The organism is Pseudomonas fragi (assembly GCF_002269505.1).
GTDB lineage: Bacteria > Pseudomonadota > Gammaproteobacteria > Pseudomonadales > Pseudomonadaceae > Aquipseudomonas > Aquipseudomonas fragi_D.
Window position 1 is genome coordinate 1 of the sequence record NZ_NQKQ01000043.1, and the last position, 16,228, is coordinate 16,228.

Annotated in this window: 17 protein-coding genes and 1 riboswitch; of the genes, 7 read left to right on the forward strand and 10 right to left on the reverse strand. The window is 57.8% G+C overall.

Annotated features, from left to right (window positions below; translation table 11 throughout):
- Positions 1-151: 151 nt before the first annotated feature.
- Together mqo and CJU81_RS23055 are read right to left on the reverse strand one after the other, a co-directional pair.
- On the reverse strand, positions 152-1,660 hold the full coding sequence (gene mqo, locus CJU81_RS23050; protein WP_095038383.1) for a malate dehydrogenase (quinone): 1,509 nt from the start codon (positions 1,658-1,660) through the stop codon (positions 152-154).
- A gap of 694 nt (positions 1,661-2,354) precedes the next feature.
- A complete protein-coding gene (locus CJU81_RS23055; RefSeq protein WP_095038384.1) occupies positions 2,355-2,588 on the reverse strand; it encodes a hypothetical protein in 234 nt (77 codons plus the stop codon).
- Positions 2,589-2,744: 156 nt separating this feature from the next.
- Between CJU81_RS23055 and CJU81_RS23060 the strand changes: the two genes are divergently transcribed.
- Entirely contained in the window at positions 2,745-3,329 is a 585-nt protein-coding gene (locus tag CJU81_RS23060; protein WP_016779491.1) for a YajG family lipoprotein, read from the forward strand.
- Between the two features lie 60 nt (positions 3,330-3,389).
- Here CJU81_RS23060 and CJU81_RS23065 read toward each other — a convergent pair whose 3' ends face one another.
- Both CJU81_RS23065 and CJU81_RS23070 read right to left on the reverse strand, forming a co-directional pair.
- Entirely contained in the window at positions 3,390-3,596 is a 207-nt protein-coding gene (locus tag CJU81_RS23065; RefSeq protein WP_095026388.1) for a hypothetical protein, read from the reverse strand.
- A gap of 146 nt (positions 3,597-3,742) precedes the next feature.
- Complete coding sequence (locus CJU81_RS23070) at positions 3,743-4,909, reverse strand: 1-acyl-sn-glycerol-3-phosphate acyltransferase (RefSeq protein ID WP_095038385.1); 1,167 nt, start codon at positions 4,907-4,909, stop codon at positions 3,743-3,745.
- A gap of 105 nt (positions 4,910-5,014) precedes the next feature.
- Here CJU81_RS23070 and CJU81_RS23075 point away from each other — a divergent pair, with 105 nt between their 5' ends.
- Genes CJU81_RS23075 through CJU81_RS23090 form a run of 4 tightly spaced genes read left to right on the forward strand, consistent with a single transcriptional unit; the run spans position 5,015 to position 7,004 of the window.
- A complete protein-coding gene (locus CJU81_RS23075) occupies positions 5,015-5,197 on the forward strand; it encodes a CPXCG motif-containing cysteine-rich protein (protein WP_088378989.1) in 183 nt (60 codons plus the stop codon).
- 12 nt (positions 5,198-5,209) lie between these two features.
- A complete protein-coding gene (locus CJU81_RS23080) occupies positions 5,210-5,470 on the forward strand; it encodes a putative signal transducing protein (protein WP_095038394.1) in 261 nt (86 codons plus the stop codon).
- A gap of 51 nt (positions 5,471-5,521) precedes the next feature.
- The gene (locus tag CJU81_RS23085) at positions 5,522-6,148 is read left to right on the forward strand and encodes an SOS response-associated peptidase (RefSeq protein WP_086795874.1); all 627 of its coding nucleotides are present in this window, start codon (positions 5,522-5,524) and stop codon (positions 6,146-6,148) included.
- 34 nt (positions 6,149-6,182) lie between these two features.
- Entirely contained in the window at positions 6,183-7,004 is an 822-nt protein-coding gene (locus CJU81_RS23090) for a M48 family metallopeptidase (protein ID WP_095038386.1), read from the forward strand.
- 148 nt (positions 7,005-7,152) lie between these two features.
- On the opposite strand, the gene CJU81_RS23095 is transcribed toward CJU81_RS23090, so the two are convergent.
- The 3 genes from CJU81_RS23095 to CJU81_RS23105 all read right to left on the reverse strand — a co-directional run bounded on the left by CJU81_RS23095 (position 7,153) and on the right by CJU81_RS23105 (position 9,993).
- On the reverse strand, positions 7,153-7,737 hold the full coding sequence (locus CJU81_RS23095) for a TMEM165/GDT1 family protein (RefSeq protein ID WP_086799543.1): 585 nt from the start codon (positions 7,735-7,737) through the stop codon (positions 7,153-7,155).
- 90 nt (positions 7,738-7,827) lie between these two features.
- A riboswitch (yybP-ykoY riboswitch) is annotated at positions 7,828-7,949 on the reverse strand.
- Positions 7,950-7,998: 49 nt separating this feature from the next.
- Positions 7,999-8,997, reverse strand: coding sequence for a class I SAM-dependent methyltransferase (locus CJU81_RS23100; protein ID WP_095038387.1), 999 nt, complete (start codon positions 8,995-8,997; stop codon positions 7,999-8,001).
- A gap of 30 nt (positions 8,998-9,027) precedes the next feature.
- Positions 9,028-9,993, reverse strand: a complete 966-nt coding sequence (locus CJU81_RS23105) for a 2-hydroxyacid dehydrogenase (protein WP_095038388.1) — start codon at positions 9,991-9,993, stop codon at positions 9,028-9,030.
- Positions 9,994-10,073: 80 nt separating this feature from the next.
- Between CJU81_RS23105 and CJU81_RS23110 the strand changes: the two genes are divergently transcribed.
- Both CJU81_RS23110 and CJU81_RS23115 read left to right on the forward strand, forming a co-directional pair.
- Positions 10,074-10,703 (forward strand): LysE family translocator, encoded by a 630-nt coding sequence (locus CJU81_RS23110; RefSeq protein ID WP_095038389.1) that lies wholly within the window; start codon positions 10,074-10,076, stop codon positions 10,701-10,703.
- Between the two features lie 204 nt (positions 10,704-10,907).
- Positions 10,908-12,665, forward strand: a complete 1,758-nt coding sequence (locus tag CJU81_RS23115; protein ID WP_095038390.1) for a DUF1302 domain-containing protein — start codon at positions 10,908-10,910, stop codon at positions 12,663-12,665.
- 67 nt (positions 12,666-12,732) lie between these two features.
- Here the strand turns inward: CJU81_RS23115 and CJU81_RS23120 are convergent, their stop codons facing one another.
- Genes CJU81_RS23120 through CJU81_RS23130 form a run of 3 tightly spaced genes read right to left on the reverse strand, consistent with a single transcriptional unit; the run spans position 12,733 to position 16,178 of the window.
- Positions 12,733-14,127 (reverse strand): hypothetical protein, encoded by a 1,395-nt coding sequence (locus CJU81_RS23120; protein ID WP_141232630.1) that lies wholly within the window; start codon positions 14,125-14,127, stop codon positions 12,733-12,735.
- Positions 14,128-14,140: 13 nt separating this feature from the next.
- Positions 14,141-15,757: a hypothetical protein gene (locus tag CJU81_RS23125; protein ID WP_217902769.1), complete on the reverse strand. Its 1,617-nt coding sequence runs from the start codon at positions 15,755-15,757 to the stop codon at positions 14,141-14,143.
- Between the two features lie 4 nt (positions 15,758-15,761).
- Positions 15,762-16,178, reverse strand: coding sequence for an SMI1/KNR4 family protein (locus tag CJU81_RS23130; RefSeq protein WP_176464903.1), 417 nt, complete (start codon positions 16,176-16,178; stop codon positions 15,762-15,764).
- Positions 16,179-16,228: the final 50 nt, after the last annotated feature.

A 16,228-nucleotide genomic window follows, 5' to 3' on the forward strand; every position in this document is an offset into this window, starting at 1 on the left:
GAAATACAAAACGCCCGATGCGGTGCATCGGGCGTTTTGAGACTGAAATTGGTGTAAACCTATTTCAGGACTAGACAAGGGCAACAAAAAAGCCCCTCGCCCTGAAACAGGGCGAGGGGCTTTTTTTGACGTGTGAAACGTCAGTGTGACGTTACGCGATGCTGGTGTTGGCGCTCTGTGGTGCAACCAGTTCCAGCAACTCGGAGTTGCGGGTGCTGATTTCACGGTACAGGTCGGCGTCGGTTTCGAGGACCTTTTCCCGTGCCGGGAAGATTTCCTTGAGCTTGGTCGCCCACTCGCCCGTAGCTTTTTGCGCAAAGCAGCGTTCGATCAGGTCGAGCATGATCGAAACGGTTACCGAAGCGCCCGGCGATGCACCCAGCAGAGCGGCCAGCGAGCCGTCTTTGGCCGCAACCAGTTCGGTACCGAACTGCAAGACACCGCCTTTTTTCGGGTCTTTCTTGATGATCTGAACCCGTTGCCCGGCAATCTCAAGACGCCAGTCTTCAGCCTTGGCCTGTGGATAGAAACGACGCAGGGACTCCAGGCGTTGCTCCATCGACTGGCGCACTTCGCTGACCAGGTACTTGGTCAGGTCCATGTTGTCGCGAGCCACGGCGAGCATCGGCCCGATATTGCCCAGGCGGATCGACATCGGCAGGTCAAGGAACGAACCGTGCTTGAGGAACTTGGTGGTGAAACCGGCATAAGGTCCGAACAGCAGCGACTTTTTGCCATCAACCACACGGGTATCAAGGTGCGGCACCGACATCGGCGGCGAGCCGACGGCAGCCTGGCTGTAAACCTTGGCCTGGTGCAGCTTGACCACTTCCGGGTTGTCGCAGCGCAGCCATTGGCCGCTGACCGGGAAGCCGCCATAGCCTTTGCTTTCTTCGATGCCCGAAGCTTGCAGCAGCGGCAATGCCGCGCCACCGGCACCCAGGAATACGAATTTGGCATCAACGTGGCGGGTGTTGCCGCTGTTGGTGTCCTTGATGCTCACAGTCCAGCCGTTACCGTTGCGCTTGAGGCCGGTGACTTTTTTGCTGTACTTGATCTGGGTGTCCGGTGCGCTGGCCAGATGCTTGAGCAGTTGCTGGGTCAGGGCGCCGAAGTTGACGTCAGTGCCATGCTCCACACGGGTGGCCGAGATGTGCTGGTCCGCAGGGCGGCCCGGCATCATCAGGGGCATCCACTCGGCCATCCTGGCTTTGTCTTCGGTGTATTCCATATCGGAAAACGCATGGTGCTTGCTCAGCACTTCAAAGCGTTTTTTCAGGAAGGACACGCCCTTTTCGCCTTCAACGTAGCTCAGGTGAGGAACCGGGCTGATGAAGGACTTGCACGAACCGAAGGTGCCTTTTTGTGCCAGGTAGGCCCAAAATTGTTTCGACACTTCAAACTGGGCATTGATATGCACAGCCTTTTTGATGTCGATCGAACCGTCAGCCGTCTGCGGCGTGTAGTTCAGCTCACAAAGACCAGCGTGACCGGTACCTGCGTTGTTCCACGGGTTGGAACTCTCCGCAGCACCTGAGTCCATCTGCTCAACAACTTCCAGCTTAATGCCGGGGTCGAGCTCTTTGAGCAGTACGGCGAGGGTGGCACTCATGATGCCCGCTCCAACCAGTACTACGTCGACTGCTTCGTTATGCGCCATTAACGCGTCTCCAAAATCTACGGCACCAAATTGACGGCATAGCTGCCAGGTGTCCGGGGCGTGGTTCTGATAGAACCCCGGGCCACTCGTGGCCAGGATCGCCATGTCCGATTCTTCGCAATTTCTTGCAACTTTAGCGCACGCCCAGACCGGGCCTTCGAGGTACATATGAACGCATTTCAGTACCCTGGAGGCAATTCGACTTAAGGTCTAGAGCGTCCGTTTGTGCAACCAAATCCGTAAGCGGACAGGCTTTCAGTCTTGAGCTGTGGAGCCGACTTCGATCCTGCTTGGTGATGCAATTTCAGACGCTAATGGTGCATGTTCAGACGCAAAACTTTTCATTTGCTCGCCACACTCTTGTGAAGTTGTGAAACCCGTTTTTTTTCACGCTCTCTTGAAGACGTGAACCTCAAAAAAGGGCTGTCGCATGCCAGGCACCGAACCAGGGGCCGAGCGTGATGACAGCTCTGGCAGACCATGCAGAAAGTGGGGATTACGCAATGAAATTCAAGCGCGCCAGTTTCACATGATCTGTGTGGGCGGCTCTCTGTGGGCGGTTTTGGGGTGCCAATACAAGCGCATTAGCGATGCTGCGGGGCCCGATCAGGAGACGTCCTTATAATCGGGGGGAGATTGTAGCGAAGAAACGTGGGCAATTGATCCTGTTAAATGAGTTTTATTGGTACGCCGGTCAGAGGCCCAGCAGCGGTTGCACCGCCGAATGCCTTGCGGGCGAGGCTATACGGGCGTTGGCGGGTAGCACCTGGTGCAACCAGTTGAGGCGGATTTCTTCGATTTCGACCCAACTGTCGCCGACCGGCGGTTGTTTGCATTGCTTGAAGGCCTGGCAGCGGCCTGCCGGATCAAGGCGGGCGAAGCAGCGGTTGGGGCGGTTGAGGCCGAGCAGGGTCAAGAGCATGTTCATGGCGGCACCTGTTGAGTCAGTCGTTGCGACTATGCCTTGTACAGGTGACATCAGGATGAATTGGCCATGACAGGAGGGTGACAGCAAGCGGCTAGTTCGCAGGCGTCCGGCACCCTATACTGACGGCCTGTTTTACCCAGTCCTGGAGAGATGAGCATGTTGCAACGCCTGTTGTTCGGTTTGATTACTGTGACCAGTTTGACCCTGGTCGGCTGCGCCCACAGCCCGCAACAACTCAGCCCGCAACCCAAGCTGACGACTCAGCTTGCGCCCGTGGGTCGTGGCCAGCCGGTCGTGGTGCGGGTGGTTGACGGTCGTCCTTCGCCAACCCTGGGCACCCGCGGTGGCATGTACCCGGAAACCAGCGCTATCAGCGTCAGCAGTGCCGACCTGATTCCCAAGCTGCAAGCCCAGGCTGAAGCGGCCGTGCGCCTGCTGGGGTTCACCCCGACAGCCAATGCGATGAACGCACCCACGCTGACCGTGACCCTGGCCGAGCTCAAGTATCAGTCGCCCAAGGACACCATGTACGTGACTGAGGCCACCATTGGCGCGACCTTCCGCTCCGATGTGAAGAACGGTGGCCGTACCTACAGCGGCCGCTATGGTGCGTCCCTGGACCAACGCTTCGGCATGGCGCCGAATCAGGAAACCAACACCAAGCTGGTGAGCGACGTGCTTAGCGACGCCCTGACCCGCGTGTTCAAGGACCCGACCATCGGTCGTTTGCTCAGCGAGTAATCGCAGGCAAAACAAAAAGCCCGAACTCAGTGAGTTCGGGCTTTTTTGTGTTTGAAGGTTTCAGGCCGCTTCGGCATACAGCTCCAGGCGGCTGACGCCGGTGAGCAAGTCCGTCTCGGGCAAGTCGGCATGGGTGTGACCGCTCAGGGCGCAGTAAACCAGCCAGTGGCGGTCCTGCACGTTAAAGGCCAAACCCTCGATCAATGCCTGCTGTTCGTCGCTGGGGGCGATCAGGTAAAGGCGGTCCTGGTTTTCTGCGTGCAACATGACAAGCTCCGTGTCGGTGTCGAGGGGCCACAGAGTGGCCTCTCTTCATGACGATACGGTGACAGCAGAATTTAAGCCCTTCTGAGGGAGCGAGCCTGCTCGCGCACAACCTTCGCGAGCCGGCTCGCTCCCACGGGTGTATTGGGCTACAGCGCCAAACCCGCCTTGATCCGGTACTGGTTGCGCACTGGCATCGCATACTGCAGCACCAGGTAGGGGCGGTGCTCGGCTGGGCAGGCGTCCAGGCGGCGTTGCCATTCCTGTTGGGCCTTGGCCAGTTCTTCGGCACCGAATACCTCGGCGGCGGTGGGCACTTGCAGCTCTGGCTCGGCCTCAGCCCACTGTGCATACGCCAGGTAGTGCGCCGGGAACAGGCGGTAGCCACCAAGGATATGACGGTCCATTTCTGCGGCCAGCAACTTGCTGTCCTCGAAAGGCTCGGTAACAGGGGCGGCAAAGTTCACGTGCACGCGGCCTTTATACCCGGTTATGCCGTTGGCGATGCTGGTGTCGTCTTCACCCGGAGCCTTGCTGTAGGTGCCCGTGGTAGCGCGGATATACAGCTCGCGGGCCTTGGCCTGGTCACAGGGGTCGTATTCGTAGCTGATGGATACCGGGGTCAGGTTCAATGACTGAATGACCTCGGCAAACGGCTCGTTTTTACGGCTCATGTGGAACATTTTCAGGATCGCCGAATCGGTACGGTCATCACCGTCCTTGGCGCGGCCTTCAGCCTGGGCAATCCAGATCGACTGGCAGTCATTGCGGATCGAGTGATTGATATACGCCGACAGCAGTTGATAGGCCGCGAGCTTTTCGCGGCGCCCGGTGATCGAACGGTGCACGATAAAGCTCTTGTTCAGACGCATCAGATCGCTGACAAAAGGCTTTTGCAGCAGGTTGTCGCCAATGGCGATGCGCGGCGTGGGCAGGCCGGCGTGGTACACGGCGTAATTGACAAAGGCCGGGTCCATCACGATATCGCGGTGGTTGGCCAGAAACAGGTAGGCGCTGCCGGATTTCAGTTGCTCGACGCCGGTATAGGTCACGCCGTCGGTGGCATGTTCGATGGTGCGGTCGACGTAAACCTCGACCTTGTCCTGCAGGGCTGCGACCGAATTGACGCTGGCGAACTCTTTGCGCAGGCGATGAGCTATAAGTGGTTTTAACAGCCAGCCGAAAGCGCCAGCCAGGCGCGGAAAGCGAAAGTGGGTCAGGATATCCAGAAACGCCTTGTCGCTGAGCAGCCGGGCCAGCACTGCTGGTACTTCGGCGTCGTCGTAAGGTCGGATGCTATCGAATTGGCCCATCATGCTCTCTTGTTGGAAACGGCTAGGGTTGGTACGCAGGGCAGGGCAAAAATAATAGCCCTGCTAATAGACCGGCGATTATACGCACAAGTCACTCTGGAGACCGCGATGCTTGAAACTGAACGCTATGAATGCCCCTATTGTGGCGAGCCGGCAGAAGCGGTGCTGGATCTTTCGGGGGGCGATCAAAGCTACATTGAAGATTGCCCGGTGTGTTGCCGACCGATCCTTTTCCATCTTCAGACCGATGGTCATGAATGGATGCTTGATGTACAGACCGAGAATGAGTAGCGAGTGAAGACCATGCAACGCATCTACGAGCCGGAAAACCTGATGGAAGCCGAATTGTTGCTGGGCATGCTGGCCAGTGAGGGCATTGAGGCAACCCTGCAGGGCCGCGATTTGATTGGCGGTACCGGGGAGTTGCCGGCCTTGGGGTTGTTGGGGCTGGCGGTAGCCGATGATCAGGCGCGCTGCGCACGCGCGTTGATCGATGCGTACAATGCGGCCACGCCGTTGGCGGGCGATGAGCCCGACAGCGTTGCAGATGTACTGATCTGCTGACGCCTGCAGCGGTTTTTTCACTGCTTTATAAAAGAAGAGTTGTGCTGCCCCATGTGTGGACGTTTTGCCCTGTTTCGCTGGAACCCTGCGTTTGCAGCCTTGCCCGGTTTTCCGGCGGATCAGCAGGCCCAGTGGAACATTTCGCCCAATGATTCGGTATTGATCCTGCGTGCAGGGGCCGAGCCTGGCCAGCGAGAACTGGCGAGGGCGCGTTGGGGCCTGACTCCGGCGTGGCTTACCGACCTGTCGCGCACCCCGGCTCATGCCCGTGCCGAAACCGTGGTCGAGCAGCCCATGTTTCGCGATGCCTTGCGCGAGCGTCGCTGCCTGATTCCGGCCAACGGTTTTTACGAGTGGCGCGGCACGACCCGCAAGCGCCCCTATTGGCTGACCCCGGGGGAGGGCTCCTCGCTGTTTTTTGCCGGTATCTGGGAGGCCTACCCGGTGGCCGGTCATGTGTGGCTCAGTACCGCAGTGATCACACAGGCGGCGGCCAGCCAGCGTCGCCCGCTGATTCTGGATGAGGCCGGCCAACAGGCCTGGCTTGACCCCCAGACCCCGCTGCATGTGCTGCAGGCACTGCTGGCCAGCCCGCAGATGCCGCTGCGTGAACGGCCGCTGGCCAATCTGGTCAACGATCCAAAACTCAACGCACCCGAGTGCCTGACGCCGGGTTGAGATACGATGCGCGCCATCTTTATGGAGATTATTGATGGGTAAGTTAGCGGTAGTGTGCGCAGTGGGCGCCGGGTTGTTGCTCAGTGGCTGCCAGGCGGTGAATACCACCAATGGCGGCGCTGTCGGTGTCGAGCGCAAGCAGTACATGTTCAGCATGCTGTCGAGCCAGCAGGTTGACCAGATGTACGCGCAGTCTTATCAGCAGACTGTCAGCGAGGCCAGCACCAAGGGCGCTCTGGACAAGACCAGCGCCAACGCCAAGCGCCTGCAGGCAATCGCCAACCGGCTGATTGCCCAGGCTCCGGCCTTTCGCCCGGATGCCGCGCAATGGAACTGGGAAGTCAATTTGATCAAGAGTGACGAGCTCAACGCCAACTGCGGCCCTGGCGGCAAGATCATCTTTTACAGCGGGATCATCGAACAACTCAAACTGAGTGATGATGAGATTGCCGCGATCATGGGCCATGAAATTGCCCACGCCTTGCGTGAGCACGGGCGTGAATCCATGTCCAAGGCCTACGGTATCGAGATCGCCAAGCAGGGTGCTGGCGCCTTGTTGGGGTTGGGGCAGGACAGCCTGGGGCTGGCCGACACGGTGGTGAACTACAGCCTGACCTTGCCCAACAGCCGCAGCAATGAAAACGAAGCGGACTTGATCGGCCTGGAGCTGGCAGCCCGTGCGGGCTACAACCCGAATGCGGCGATCACCCTGTGGCAGAAAATGGCTCAGCAATCACAGAATGCGCCGCCAGAATTCATGAGTACTCACCCGGCTTCCAGCAGCCGGATTGCAGCGTTGCAAGCGGCCATTCCAAAGGTCATGCCGCTGTATCAGCAAGCGCCGAAAACCCAGTAACGGCCTGGCCCTCACCCCAACCCTCTCCCAAAGGGAGAGGGGGCTTGACCGAGTTGTTTCAAGGTTCAGTACAAGTTTTTCTGCTGTGTATTGCTCTGGAACATCCCCCAATCGGTTCCCTCTCCCTCTGGGAGAGGGTGAGGGGCTTTTAAACCCAGCCGCTGATCTGCATCGCCTTGTACACCGCCACTACAGCCAGTACCACGAACGCGGTGGCAGCCAGTCTGCGGATCAGGGTCAACGGCAGTTTGTCTGCGGCAAAGTTACCCGCCAAAACCACCGGCACGTTGGCAATCAGCATGCCCAGGGTGGTGCCGATAATCACCAGCCACAGATCCGGGTATTGCGCGGCGAGCATGACGGTCGCCACCTGGGTCTTGTCACCGATTTCGGCAATGAAGAAGGTGATCAGGGTCGTCACGAACGGCCCGTACTTGCGTGCGGTGCTGGCTTCGTCGTCGTCCATCTTGTCCGGCACCAACGTCCACAACGCGGTCGCGGTAAAGCTCGCGGCGAGGATCCAGTGCAGCATGGCGTCACTGAAGAATGTACTGAACCAGGCGCCCACGGCACCGGCGGCGGCATGGTTGGCCAGGGTCGCGACCACGATACCGGCGATTATCGGCCAGGGTTTGCGAAAGCGTGCGGCCAGAATGAGGGCGAGCAGTTGCGTCTTGTCGCCGATTTCGGCCAAGGCAACGATTGCAGTAGGGACAAGCAGGGAATCGAGCATCATCAGGTGGTTTCCAGGGGCGGGTCGACACGGCTATGACACGTACAGCCTCCCCGCCCCGGGTAAGGTGTTCGTGTCATAGGTCTTGTCAAACCCCGGTCCGTCTGTGCGGACACCTGGGTCGCATACGCCATGGTCTGTTGACCAAGTATGTTGACGTATGCCGGACGAGCTTGACGCTCGTGGGAGACTACTCCCCTAGGACGGAGCGGATTCTGCCTAGGCAAATCCGATCCGGCAAGCTCTTATTTTCCGACAGGTTCAACGACGCTTGGCGCTGTAAATCCGGAAACCCTGACCCTCGGCCTTGACCGTGCAGGCACCGAAATGCTCTTCGATCAGCGGCTGGTAGCGCAGGAAGCTGTTGGCGACAATTCGCAGTTCACCGCCTGATTTCAGATGTTTGACTGCTTTTTGCAGCAAGTTCTCGGTGGCATGGTAATCGGTGTGCACCCCCACGTGAAACGGCGGGTTACTCAGGATCGTGTTCAGCCCCATCGGCGCGGCGTCGATGCCGTTGCCGGTAATCACTTCGCCTTCCAGGCCATTGGCGGCCAGTGTCAGACGGCTGCTGGCAGTGGCGAAGGCATCCACGTCGAGCAGGGTGACGTTGTTGTGCGGGTAGCGACGTTTGACCGCCGCCCCGAGCACGCCCGCACCGCAGCCGAAGTCCAGCACGTGGCCGCTGGGCAACTTGTCCAGGTGCTCAAGCAGCAGGGCGCTGCCGCGATCCAGGCGACCGTGGCTGAACACGCCGGGCAGGCTCACGACCTTGAGCGGACCTTCGGCCAGCGGCAGTTCGTAATGTTGCGCAAGCTCGTGCAGCACCGGCGCCGCTGGCGCGTTTTCCACGGTCACTTGCCACAGCTGGCAATGCCGCGCGCTGTCGAGCTTGCGCGGTTTGCCGAACGGGATCAGTTGCTTGGACGCGCCTTCAATACCGCCCTTTTTTTCACCGACCAGAAACACGTCGGCACCCGGCAGGCGGGCGGCCACGGCCTTGAGCACGTAGTCGCTCAACTCCTTGGACTTGGGCAGAAATACGACGGCGGTATCGAACCCCCGCTCAGGGATATCGACACCGAATTGCACGCGCCCGGCAAAACGGGCGTCGAGCACGGCCTGGTCGCCGGCATGCCAGCACCAGCCGTGGGCATCGGGCAATTCGCCCAGCAGTTCGTCAGCCGGCAAGCCGACCAACAGCACCGAACCTTGAAAGTATTCAGGCTGACGAAGCAGTACTTCACTGCGCGGATCCATAATCTGCTCCTCAAAAAGGGGCGCAGTCTATCAACTGACGACCCGCAGCGCTGTACCGTTGAAGAACGCTTCGGCGTTTTGCGCCAGTTGGCCGACGATCCGCTGGCGCGCTTCACGACTGCCCCAGGCACTGTGCGGGGTGATGATCAGGCGCGGAATGTCGGCCGCCAGCAGCGGGTTGCCGTCGCGTGGCGGTTCTACGCTCAGCACATCGGTCGCCGCGCCGCCCAGATGGCCGCTGCGCAGGGCATCAGCCAGAGCCTGTTCGTCGATCATGCCACCGCGTGCAGTGTTGACCACAAAGGCGCCGGGCTTGAGCAGTGCCAGTTCGCGGGCACCGATAAAATTACGCGTGTGCTCGGTGAGCGGGCAGTGAAAGGTCAGGGCGTCGACCTGGGGCAGCAGTTCGTCGAGCGTCAGGCGCCCGGCACGGGCCGGGCGCCCCGGGATCTGTCCGATCAACACGCGCATGCCGAAGGCTTCGGCCAGTTTCGCCACCGCGCTGCCCAGCTCGCCGTGACCGAACAAGCCCAGGGTCTTGCCTTCCAGCTCGACAATCGGAAAGTCCAGCAGGCAGAACTGTTTTGACTGCTGCCACTGGCTATCGGCCACGGCCTTGTTGTAGTCGACCAGGCGCGTGGCCAGTGCCAGCAGCAGGCCGAGGGTGTGTTGCGCCACCGACGGCGTGCCGTAGCCCTGGCAGTTGGCCACGGTGATCCCTTGGGCGCGGGCGGCCTCAAGGTCAACGTTGTTGGTGCCGGTGGCAGCTACCAGAATCAACTTCAGGTCCGGGCAGGCAGCCAGGGTTTGGGCGTTGAGCACAACTTTATTGCTGATGGCCACGCTGGCGCCTTGCAAACGCTCGATCACATTGGCTGGCGTGGTGTCTGCGCACAGCCGCAAGTCGCCGAAAGCGCGACGCAGCGGATCGAGGTCGAGATCGCCCAGGTCCAGTGACGTGTAATCAAGGAATACGGCGCGCTGAGTGTTAGTCATCAACTGTACCTTTTGTGCTGTGAAATGAAGGCGTAATGTGGCGAGCCTAACAGAAGAAACAATTTGTAATGGAGCCGTGCATGTACTGGACAGAATTTTTGACTGTTGCCCTGATTCACCTGCTGGCGGTGGCCAGCCCCGGGCCTGATTTTGCCGTGGTGGTGCGCGAGAGCGTTACTCACGGTCGCCGCGCAGGGATGTTTACCGCCTTTGGTGTAGGCACGGCGATTTTCGTCCATGTCGGTTATTCGTTGCTGGGTATCGGCATCATCGTGTCGCAATCGATTGTGCTGTTCAATGCCCTGAAATGGCTGGCGGCGGCCTACCTGTTGTATATCGGCATCAAGGCACTGCGGGCCAAACCGGCCGATCCGGCAGCGCTGGCGTCCAGCTTGCCGGTGGGCGAGCGCACGGCACGTGGCGCGTTCACCTCGGGCTTCGTGACCAACGGCCTGAACCCCAAGGCAACGCTGTTTTTCCTGTCGCTGTTTACCGTGGTGATCAACCCGCATACCCCGCTGTCGATCCAGGCCGGTTATGGCGTGTACCTGGCAGTGGCAACCGGGTTGTGGTTCTGCATGGTGGCCATGTTGTTCAGCCATCAGCGCGTGCGCACCGGTTTTGCGCGCATGGGCCATTGGTTTGACCGCACCATGGGTGCAGTACTGGTGGCGCTGGGCGTGAAACTGGCGTTTACCGAGATGCATTAAAAGCACCTGTAGTCGCTGCCGAAGGCTGCGAGCTTTTGATCTGAGGATCTTTAAAAGCTCGCAGCCTTCGGCAGCGACTACAGGTGTTGCAGGATCGAAGGTGATGTTGAAGTTGCCGGTGTCACAGCCTGTAGTGTTCTTGTCAAAATCTGGATTTGCTTCATCCTTGCGGGCTTATCGCAGTGTGCCCATGGAGAAGTATCGATGTCCTCAGTCAACCGGTTTTGGCGCCGCGCCAAACTGGCGCTGGCAGTCAGCCTCGCTTCGACGCACGCCTGGGGCGTGAGCTTCAATATCGGTGACGTTGAAGGCCAGATCGATTCCGAGCTGTCCATTGGTGCCAACTGGTCTACGGCCAAGGCCGACCGCAAACTGATTGGCACCAACAATGGCGGCACCGGGCAATCCGAAATCTCCGACGATGGGCGCCTGAACTTCAAGCGCGGCGAAACCTTCTCGAAAATCTTTACCGGCATGCACGCCCTGGAGCTCAAGTACGGCGACAGCGGCCTGTATGTGCGCGGCAAGTATTGGTATGACTTCGAGTTGCAGGACGACAGCCGCCCCTTCAAGTCCATCAGTGACAGTGGTCGCCGGGCCAGTGCGCAATCCGCCGGCGCGCAACTGCTCGATGCGTTCGTGTATCACAACTACGCCATCGCTGATCAGCCCGGTGCAGTCCGCTTGGGTAAGCAGGTGGTCAGTTGGGGCGAAAGTGCGTTTATCGGCGGTGGCATCAATGCGATCAATCCCACCGACCCCGCCGCTTATCGTCGGCCGGGTACGGAGTACAAAGACGGCCTGGTGCCCGTCAACCTGTTCTATCTCTCGCAAAACCTGACCGACAACCTGTCGGCCGAGGCTTTTTATCAACTGGATTGGGAGCCGTCCGAGGCGGACAACTGCGGTACATTTTTCTCCCAGTCTGACGTGATGGCCGACGGTTGCAGCGGCAACTACCGGGTGATGAGCAAGCGTTCGGCTCTCGATGTGGCCGACCTCGCCGCGCTTGGCGGTGCCGGGGTCGAAGTGAACGAAGAGGGCGTGCTGGTTCGCCGTGGTGCCAATCGCAATGCGCGCAACAGCGGCCAGTTCGGCGTGGCCATGCACTATGTGTTCGAGCCGCTGGACACCGAGTTCGGCGCTTACTTCATGAACTACCACAGTCGCGACCCGATCCTCAGTGCCAGCGCCGCGCCGCAGTCGGCCTATAACGCAGCAGCAGGTGCGGGAGGGCTGGCGCCGATGATCGTCGCCGGCAATTCGGGCTACTACGTTGAATACCCTGAAGACATCCGCCTTTACGGCCTGAGCTTCGCCACCACGTTATCCACAGGCACGGCCTGGAAGGGCGAGTTGAGCTACCGGCCCAATGCGCCGGTGCAACTCAACAGCAACGACTTGCTGTATGCCAATGTCACGTTGCTGCCCGGCCTTGCCGATGCATCGCCACTGACCGTAACCCCCGGCGCGGATGTGCAGGGTTATCGGCGCAAGGAAGTCACTCAGTTGCAGACCTCCCTCAGTCATGTGTTCGATAACGCGATGGGCGCCGATCGCCTGACTGTGACCGGTGAAGTGGGCGTGACCCGGGTGGGCGGGCTGGATAGCCCGTCTAACCTGCGCTATGGCCGTGACCCGGTCTTCGGGCAGGCGGGGCGTGACGGTTTCACCACGGCCACGTCCTGGGGCTACCGTGGCCGCGCGGTGTGGGAATACAACAGCGTTCTGCCCGGGGTCAACCTCAAGCCCAACCTGGGCTGGTCCCATGATGTCAGTGGCTATTCGCCGGGACCCGATGCCAACTTCGAAGAAGGCCGCAAAGCAATCAGCCTGGGGCTGGAAGGTGAGTATCAAAGCACTTACACAGGCAGCCTGTCGTACACCAACTTTTTTGGTGGGCGCTACAACACCCTCAGCGACCGCGACTTTGTGACGCTGACAATGGGTGTGAAGTTCTGATCAGGTAGTGGCGGCATAGCCGACCACCGCAGCTTGGCTAGCGATGGGCAGCGGTGATTCGTCACTATTAGATCAAGGCGTAATGCCGGGCGACCTGCCAGCAAAGAGAAGCGACGGATAAGCAGCCTATCGTCGCAAGTGCCAGCCGATGACGAAAGTTGTTTTTTTTCTGAGTGTCTTGCAGATGCTGTAGCCGCGCTTGTGCATTTCCCAAGTCGTCAGCTTTGCTGCTCAGGTCTGTCGTCAGTTGCTGCAGGCTGCTTTCAAACAATGTTTGCAGTGTGGCAAGTGCCTCAGCCTGTTCCAATTGTGCGGTATCGTGTTTTAACTCAAGCCGGGTTGATGTTTCACCCAGTGTCAGTGTTTTCTGCTCAACGATTGCCATCATGTCGCGCTGTAATGTCATTGACTGTGCTGAGAGATTTTCTCGCATCTGCTGAGTTTCGGCATCCTGGGCTTCGGTTTTATTTTGCATGGCCAGAATATGTGCTGCCATTTGTTGCTCGACACGGGTGCTGAAGTCTGATGCATTGCTGGCAAATTGCTTCATTTCGGCAGCTGTTTGTTGGGTCTGTGTCGAGAGTGTTTGGCTGATCTCTGCCTCAAAGGCATGATGGCTTTCTTCCTGAAGAGTTAGTCCCTCGTTCAGCGTTTGAATGCACTGACTGGCTGCGTCCTGCAGTTGCTGTTCGACTAGGCTTCTGAAGTCCAAAGCGTTGCTGGCGAAACGCTCCAGTTCAGTTGCCGTGCGCTGAGACTGGGTCAGCAGTGAATCGCTTAGTTGTTTTTCCAGAGCACTATGACGCTCGGTTTGTTCAGCAAAGCCCTGTTTCAATGTGCCAGTGCATTGAGCAACTGACGCTTGCAGTTGTTGGTTGAGTAAGGTGCGCAGAGCCTCATTTGCTGTTTCTATCTTCTGTTCTGCCTGGGTTACCTGCACGACACAGCCCACCAGCTTTCGGGCTTGCTCCTGGGTCAGCCCCTTGGCCTCCATTAAACCTTGGTTAGCGGCATTGATTTCCTTCTGTTGCTCAGACAGCCGGTTTTGCTGGTGCAAAATCCTGTGGTTTTGCTCTTCCAGCGTCTGGGTCTGTTGTTTCAGGATGTTTTGCTGGTTTAGCAGGATGTTCTGTTGATCATTCAATATCTTAGATACGGCGGTGTTGACGATCAGCAGTTGTGAGGACTTTTGTGTCAGACGGCCGATGGATTTGTTCAGGTCGATTTGTGCGTCCTGGACTTCGTCATCGCGATCATTCCACCAGTTACCGATGAAGTTTCCTTCTTTCTTTTCCTTGCGAAGCCGTTCCAGACGGCGCGCATCGGACTGGACCGAATCTTGGTCTGCGCTCATCCCAATGATCAGTTCTTTGATATTGCTTTCACGAATGATTCGCTCTGGAACATCGACAGACGAGAAGGCCTGAATAATCGCCATTTCTTGTTTATTTGCTGAACTCATGAGTCACGCCCTATTAAAAAGTGTTCAGGAAATCTTCAATTTCCATTTGGCTTTCGTGAATGAAATCGATCATTGCGAGGCTCTTGGCCACCTGCACGTCGGTGTCTCTCACGCTGTTATTCAGGCTCGCAAGCGCGGCGGCAGAGGCCACGCCGGCAGTACCCAGAGTGACTCCGATGCTTTGGTACAAACTGATCGACTTTGAATAGTTCTCAATGTTGCCAAGCGAGCTTTCCGACAGCGTAACCAGTTCGTTGGCAAACACATCGCGACGTTTGGCGTCGGCCATGAGTTCATCCATGAACCGTTCGTTGTGAGAGTGCCGGTAACGATCAAACAGGCAATCGATCTGGTATGCCAGGAACGCAGAGAGCAAGCCGGTCATGATTCCGATCAGCACGGGGGTGATCAGGTCAGCGAATGGCTTGAGGAACGGTACTGTGGCCATAAAAGTCGCAACCGTTTCATTGAGCAAAATGCCAACGGAGGTGACTATGACGGTGGTGAGGATTTTCAATCCTTCTTGAAGAGCTTGGTCCCCGGTCATGTGTTCTGGGGGAAAGAGGATCATCTTGAAGGCGCGGAACAGGCCGAGCATACCGTCTCGGATCACCGTAACGAAACGTTTTGCCGTGGAAAAAAAGCCATTGAGCAGGAATGTCAGCAAGTTGCTCATGAAGCCGCTGATACCCCCTTGAAACATTTGCGAAAGCGCATCGGGTACTTTCTTGATGACTGAATCAAAGACCTTGCTCAGGCGCATACGGATGTCTTCAAACAGGGTCTTGCTGGCATCGATACCCTGTTTGATCAGCACTTTGAATTCATTGAACAAGCCGTTGACCAGTTCAGTCAGTAGCATACCAAGTGCCTGGCGCATCCCCATCATTGCAGCTTGTTTAGCACCGGTCTGGAGCAGTTCAAAACTTTGTTTCTTTAGCAGAGCGTTATTAGCCGAGCGCTCAATGTGCTCAGTGGCCGTTTCATACTTGGCTTCGCTTCTTTCTGTGTCGACGTCAAAATAGTCGGCGTTACTTTCACCGTTTCCGCCTGATTTGGGTTTGTCTTCCCATTCTTTGAGGTCATGACTCCACTTTGAGGCATTGAGTGGCTTGTTGGTCAGTGCCAAGTTGTTATCGTCGTTGACGATTTTCTTGATAGCACCGACATCGACCTCACCGTCGACTACTTTTGCCAGCCCGAGTTGAACATTCTTTTTGCCATGTACGGCCTTGATCGCGACAACATGATCCAGTTCAGCCGCCACATTGTTGCCATTGGGCAAGTCGATCGTTCCGTTTCTCTCCACGGTATGACCGGTGTATTCGTCGATGCCAGCAGCAATTTTGGTATCGCGTTTGGCGTCCCATTCTGTCTGCGTCAATTCATACTTGTCGCGTGTTTTTTTGTTGTACTCCTCTTGAGAGTGCGCATGGACTTGGCGATCATTTTGCGTGGCAACGAACTGATCATCATCCCGGGAGAAGTTATGCAGCGTGGTGACATTACCGCCATTTTTGTCTTCAAACATTGCCATAGAGAGCCCGAAGGGCCCGATGATTTGAGACAGAACCTGTTGCTGGCAATCATCAAACAACTTCTGCAGACGCTCTTCTTTCAGCGCAGTCATTGGTTTAGTCATGACATTTCAACTGTACTTCGGTCGCCAGCCATTCGCTGAAAGTACTACTGACCAGGCACCGCTCTTGCACATCATGTGAAACTTCGATCACTTGCCCCACTTTACCGTCTGCATCGGGATCTAAATCCAGGCACAGGTGGTCACCTCGGCCGTTGGATACGAAAGGTACCCAGCCAAGACGCCACCAGCCGGTCTTGATGCCGCATTCGGGGTCACTATCGCGATCTTCAAACTCTCCTTGCTCCAGCAAGTCACGCCAAGCGCACCACTCGGACTCAATCTGTTCTGCGCTCAGGTAGCGGCCTTGTGTGAACAGGCTACCGGCTTTCCCGTTTTGGCCATCATGAACCTTCAAACACTCGGTAAACATGGTCGGCAGTGTCTGAATCGCCCCTAGTTTCGTAGACACCTCCAAGCCTTAAAATGAGGCCCATTAGGAGGTGCCATGAGCAACCAGCG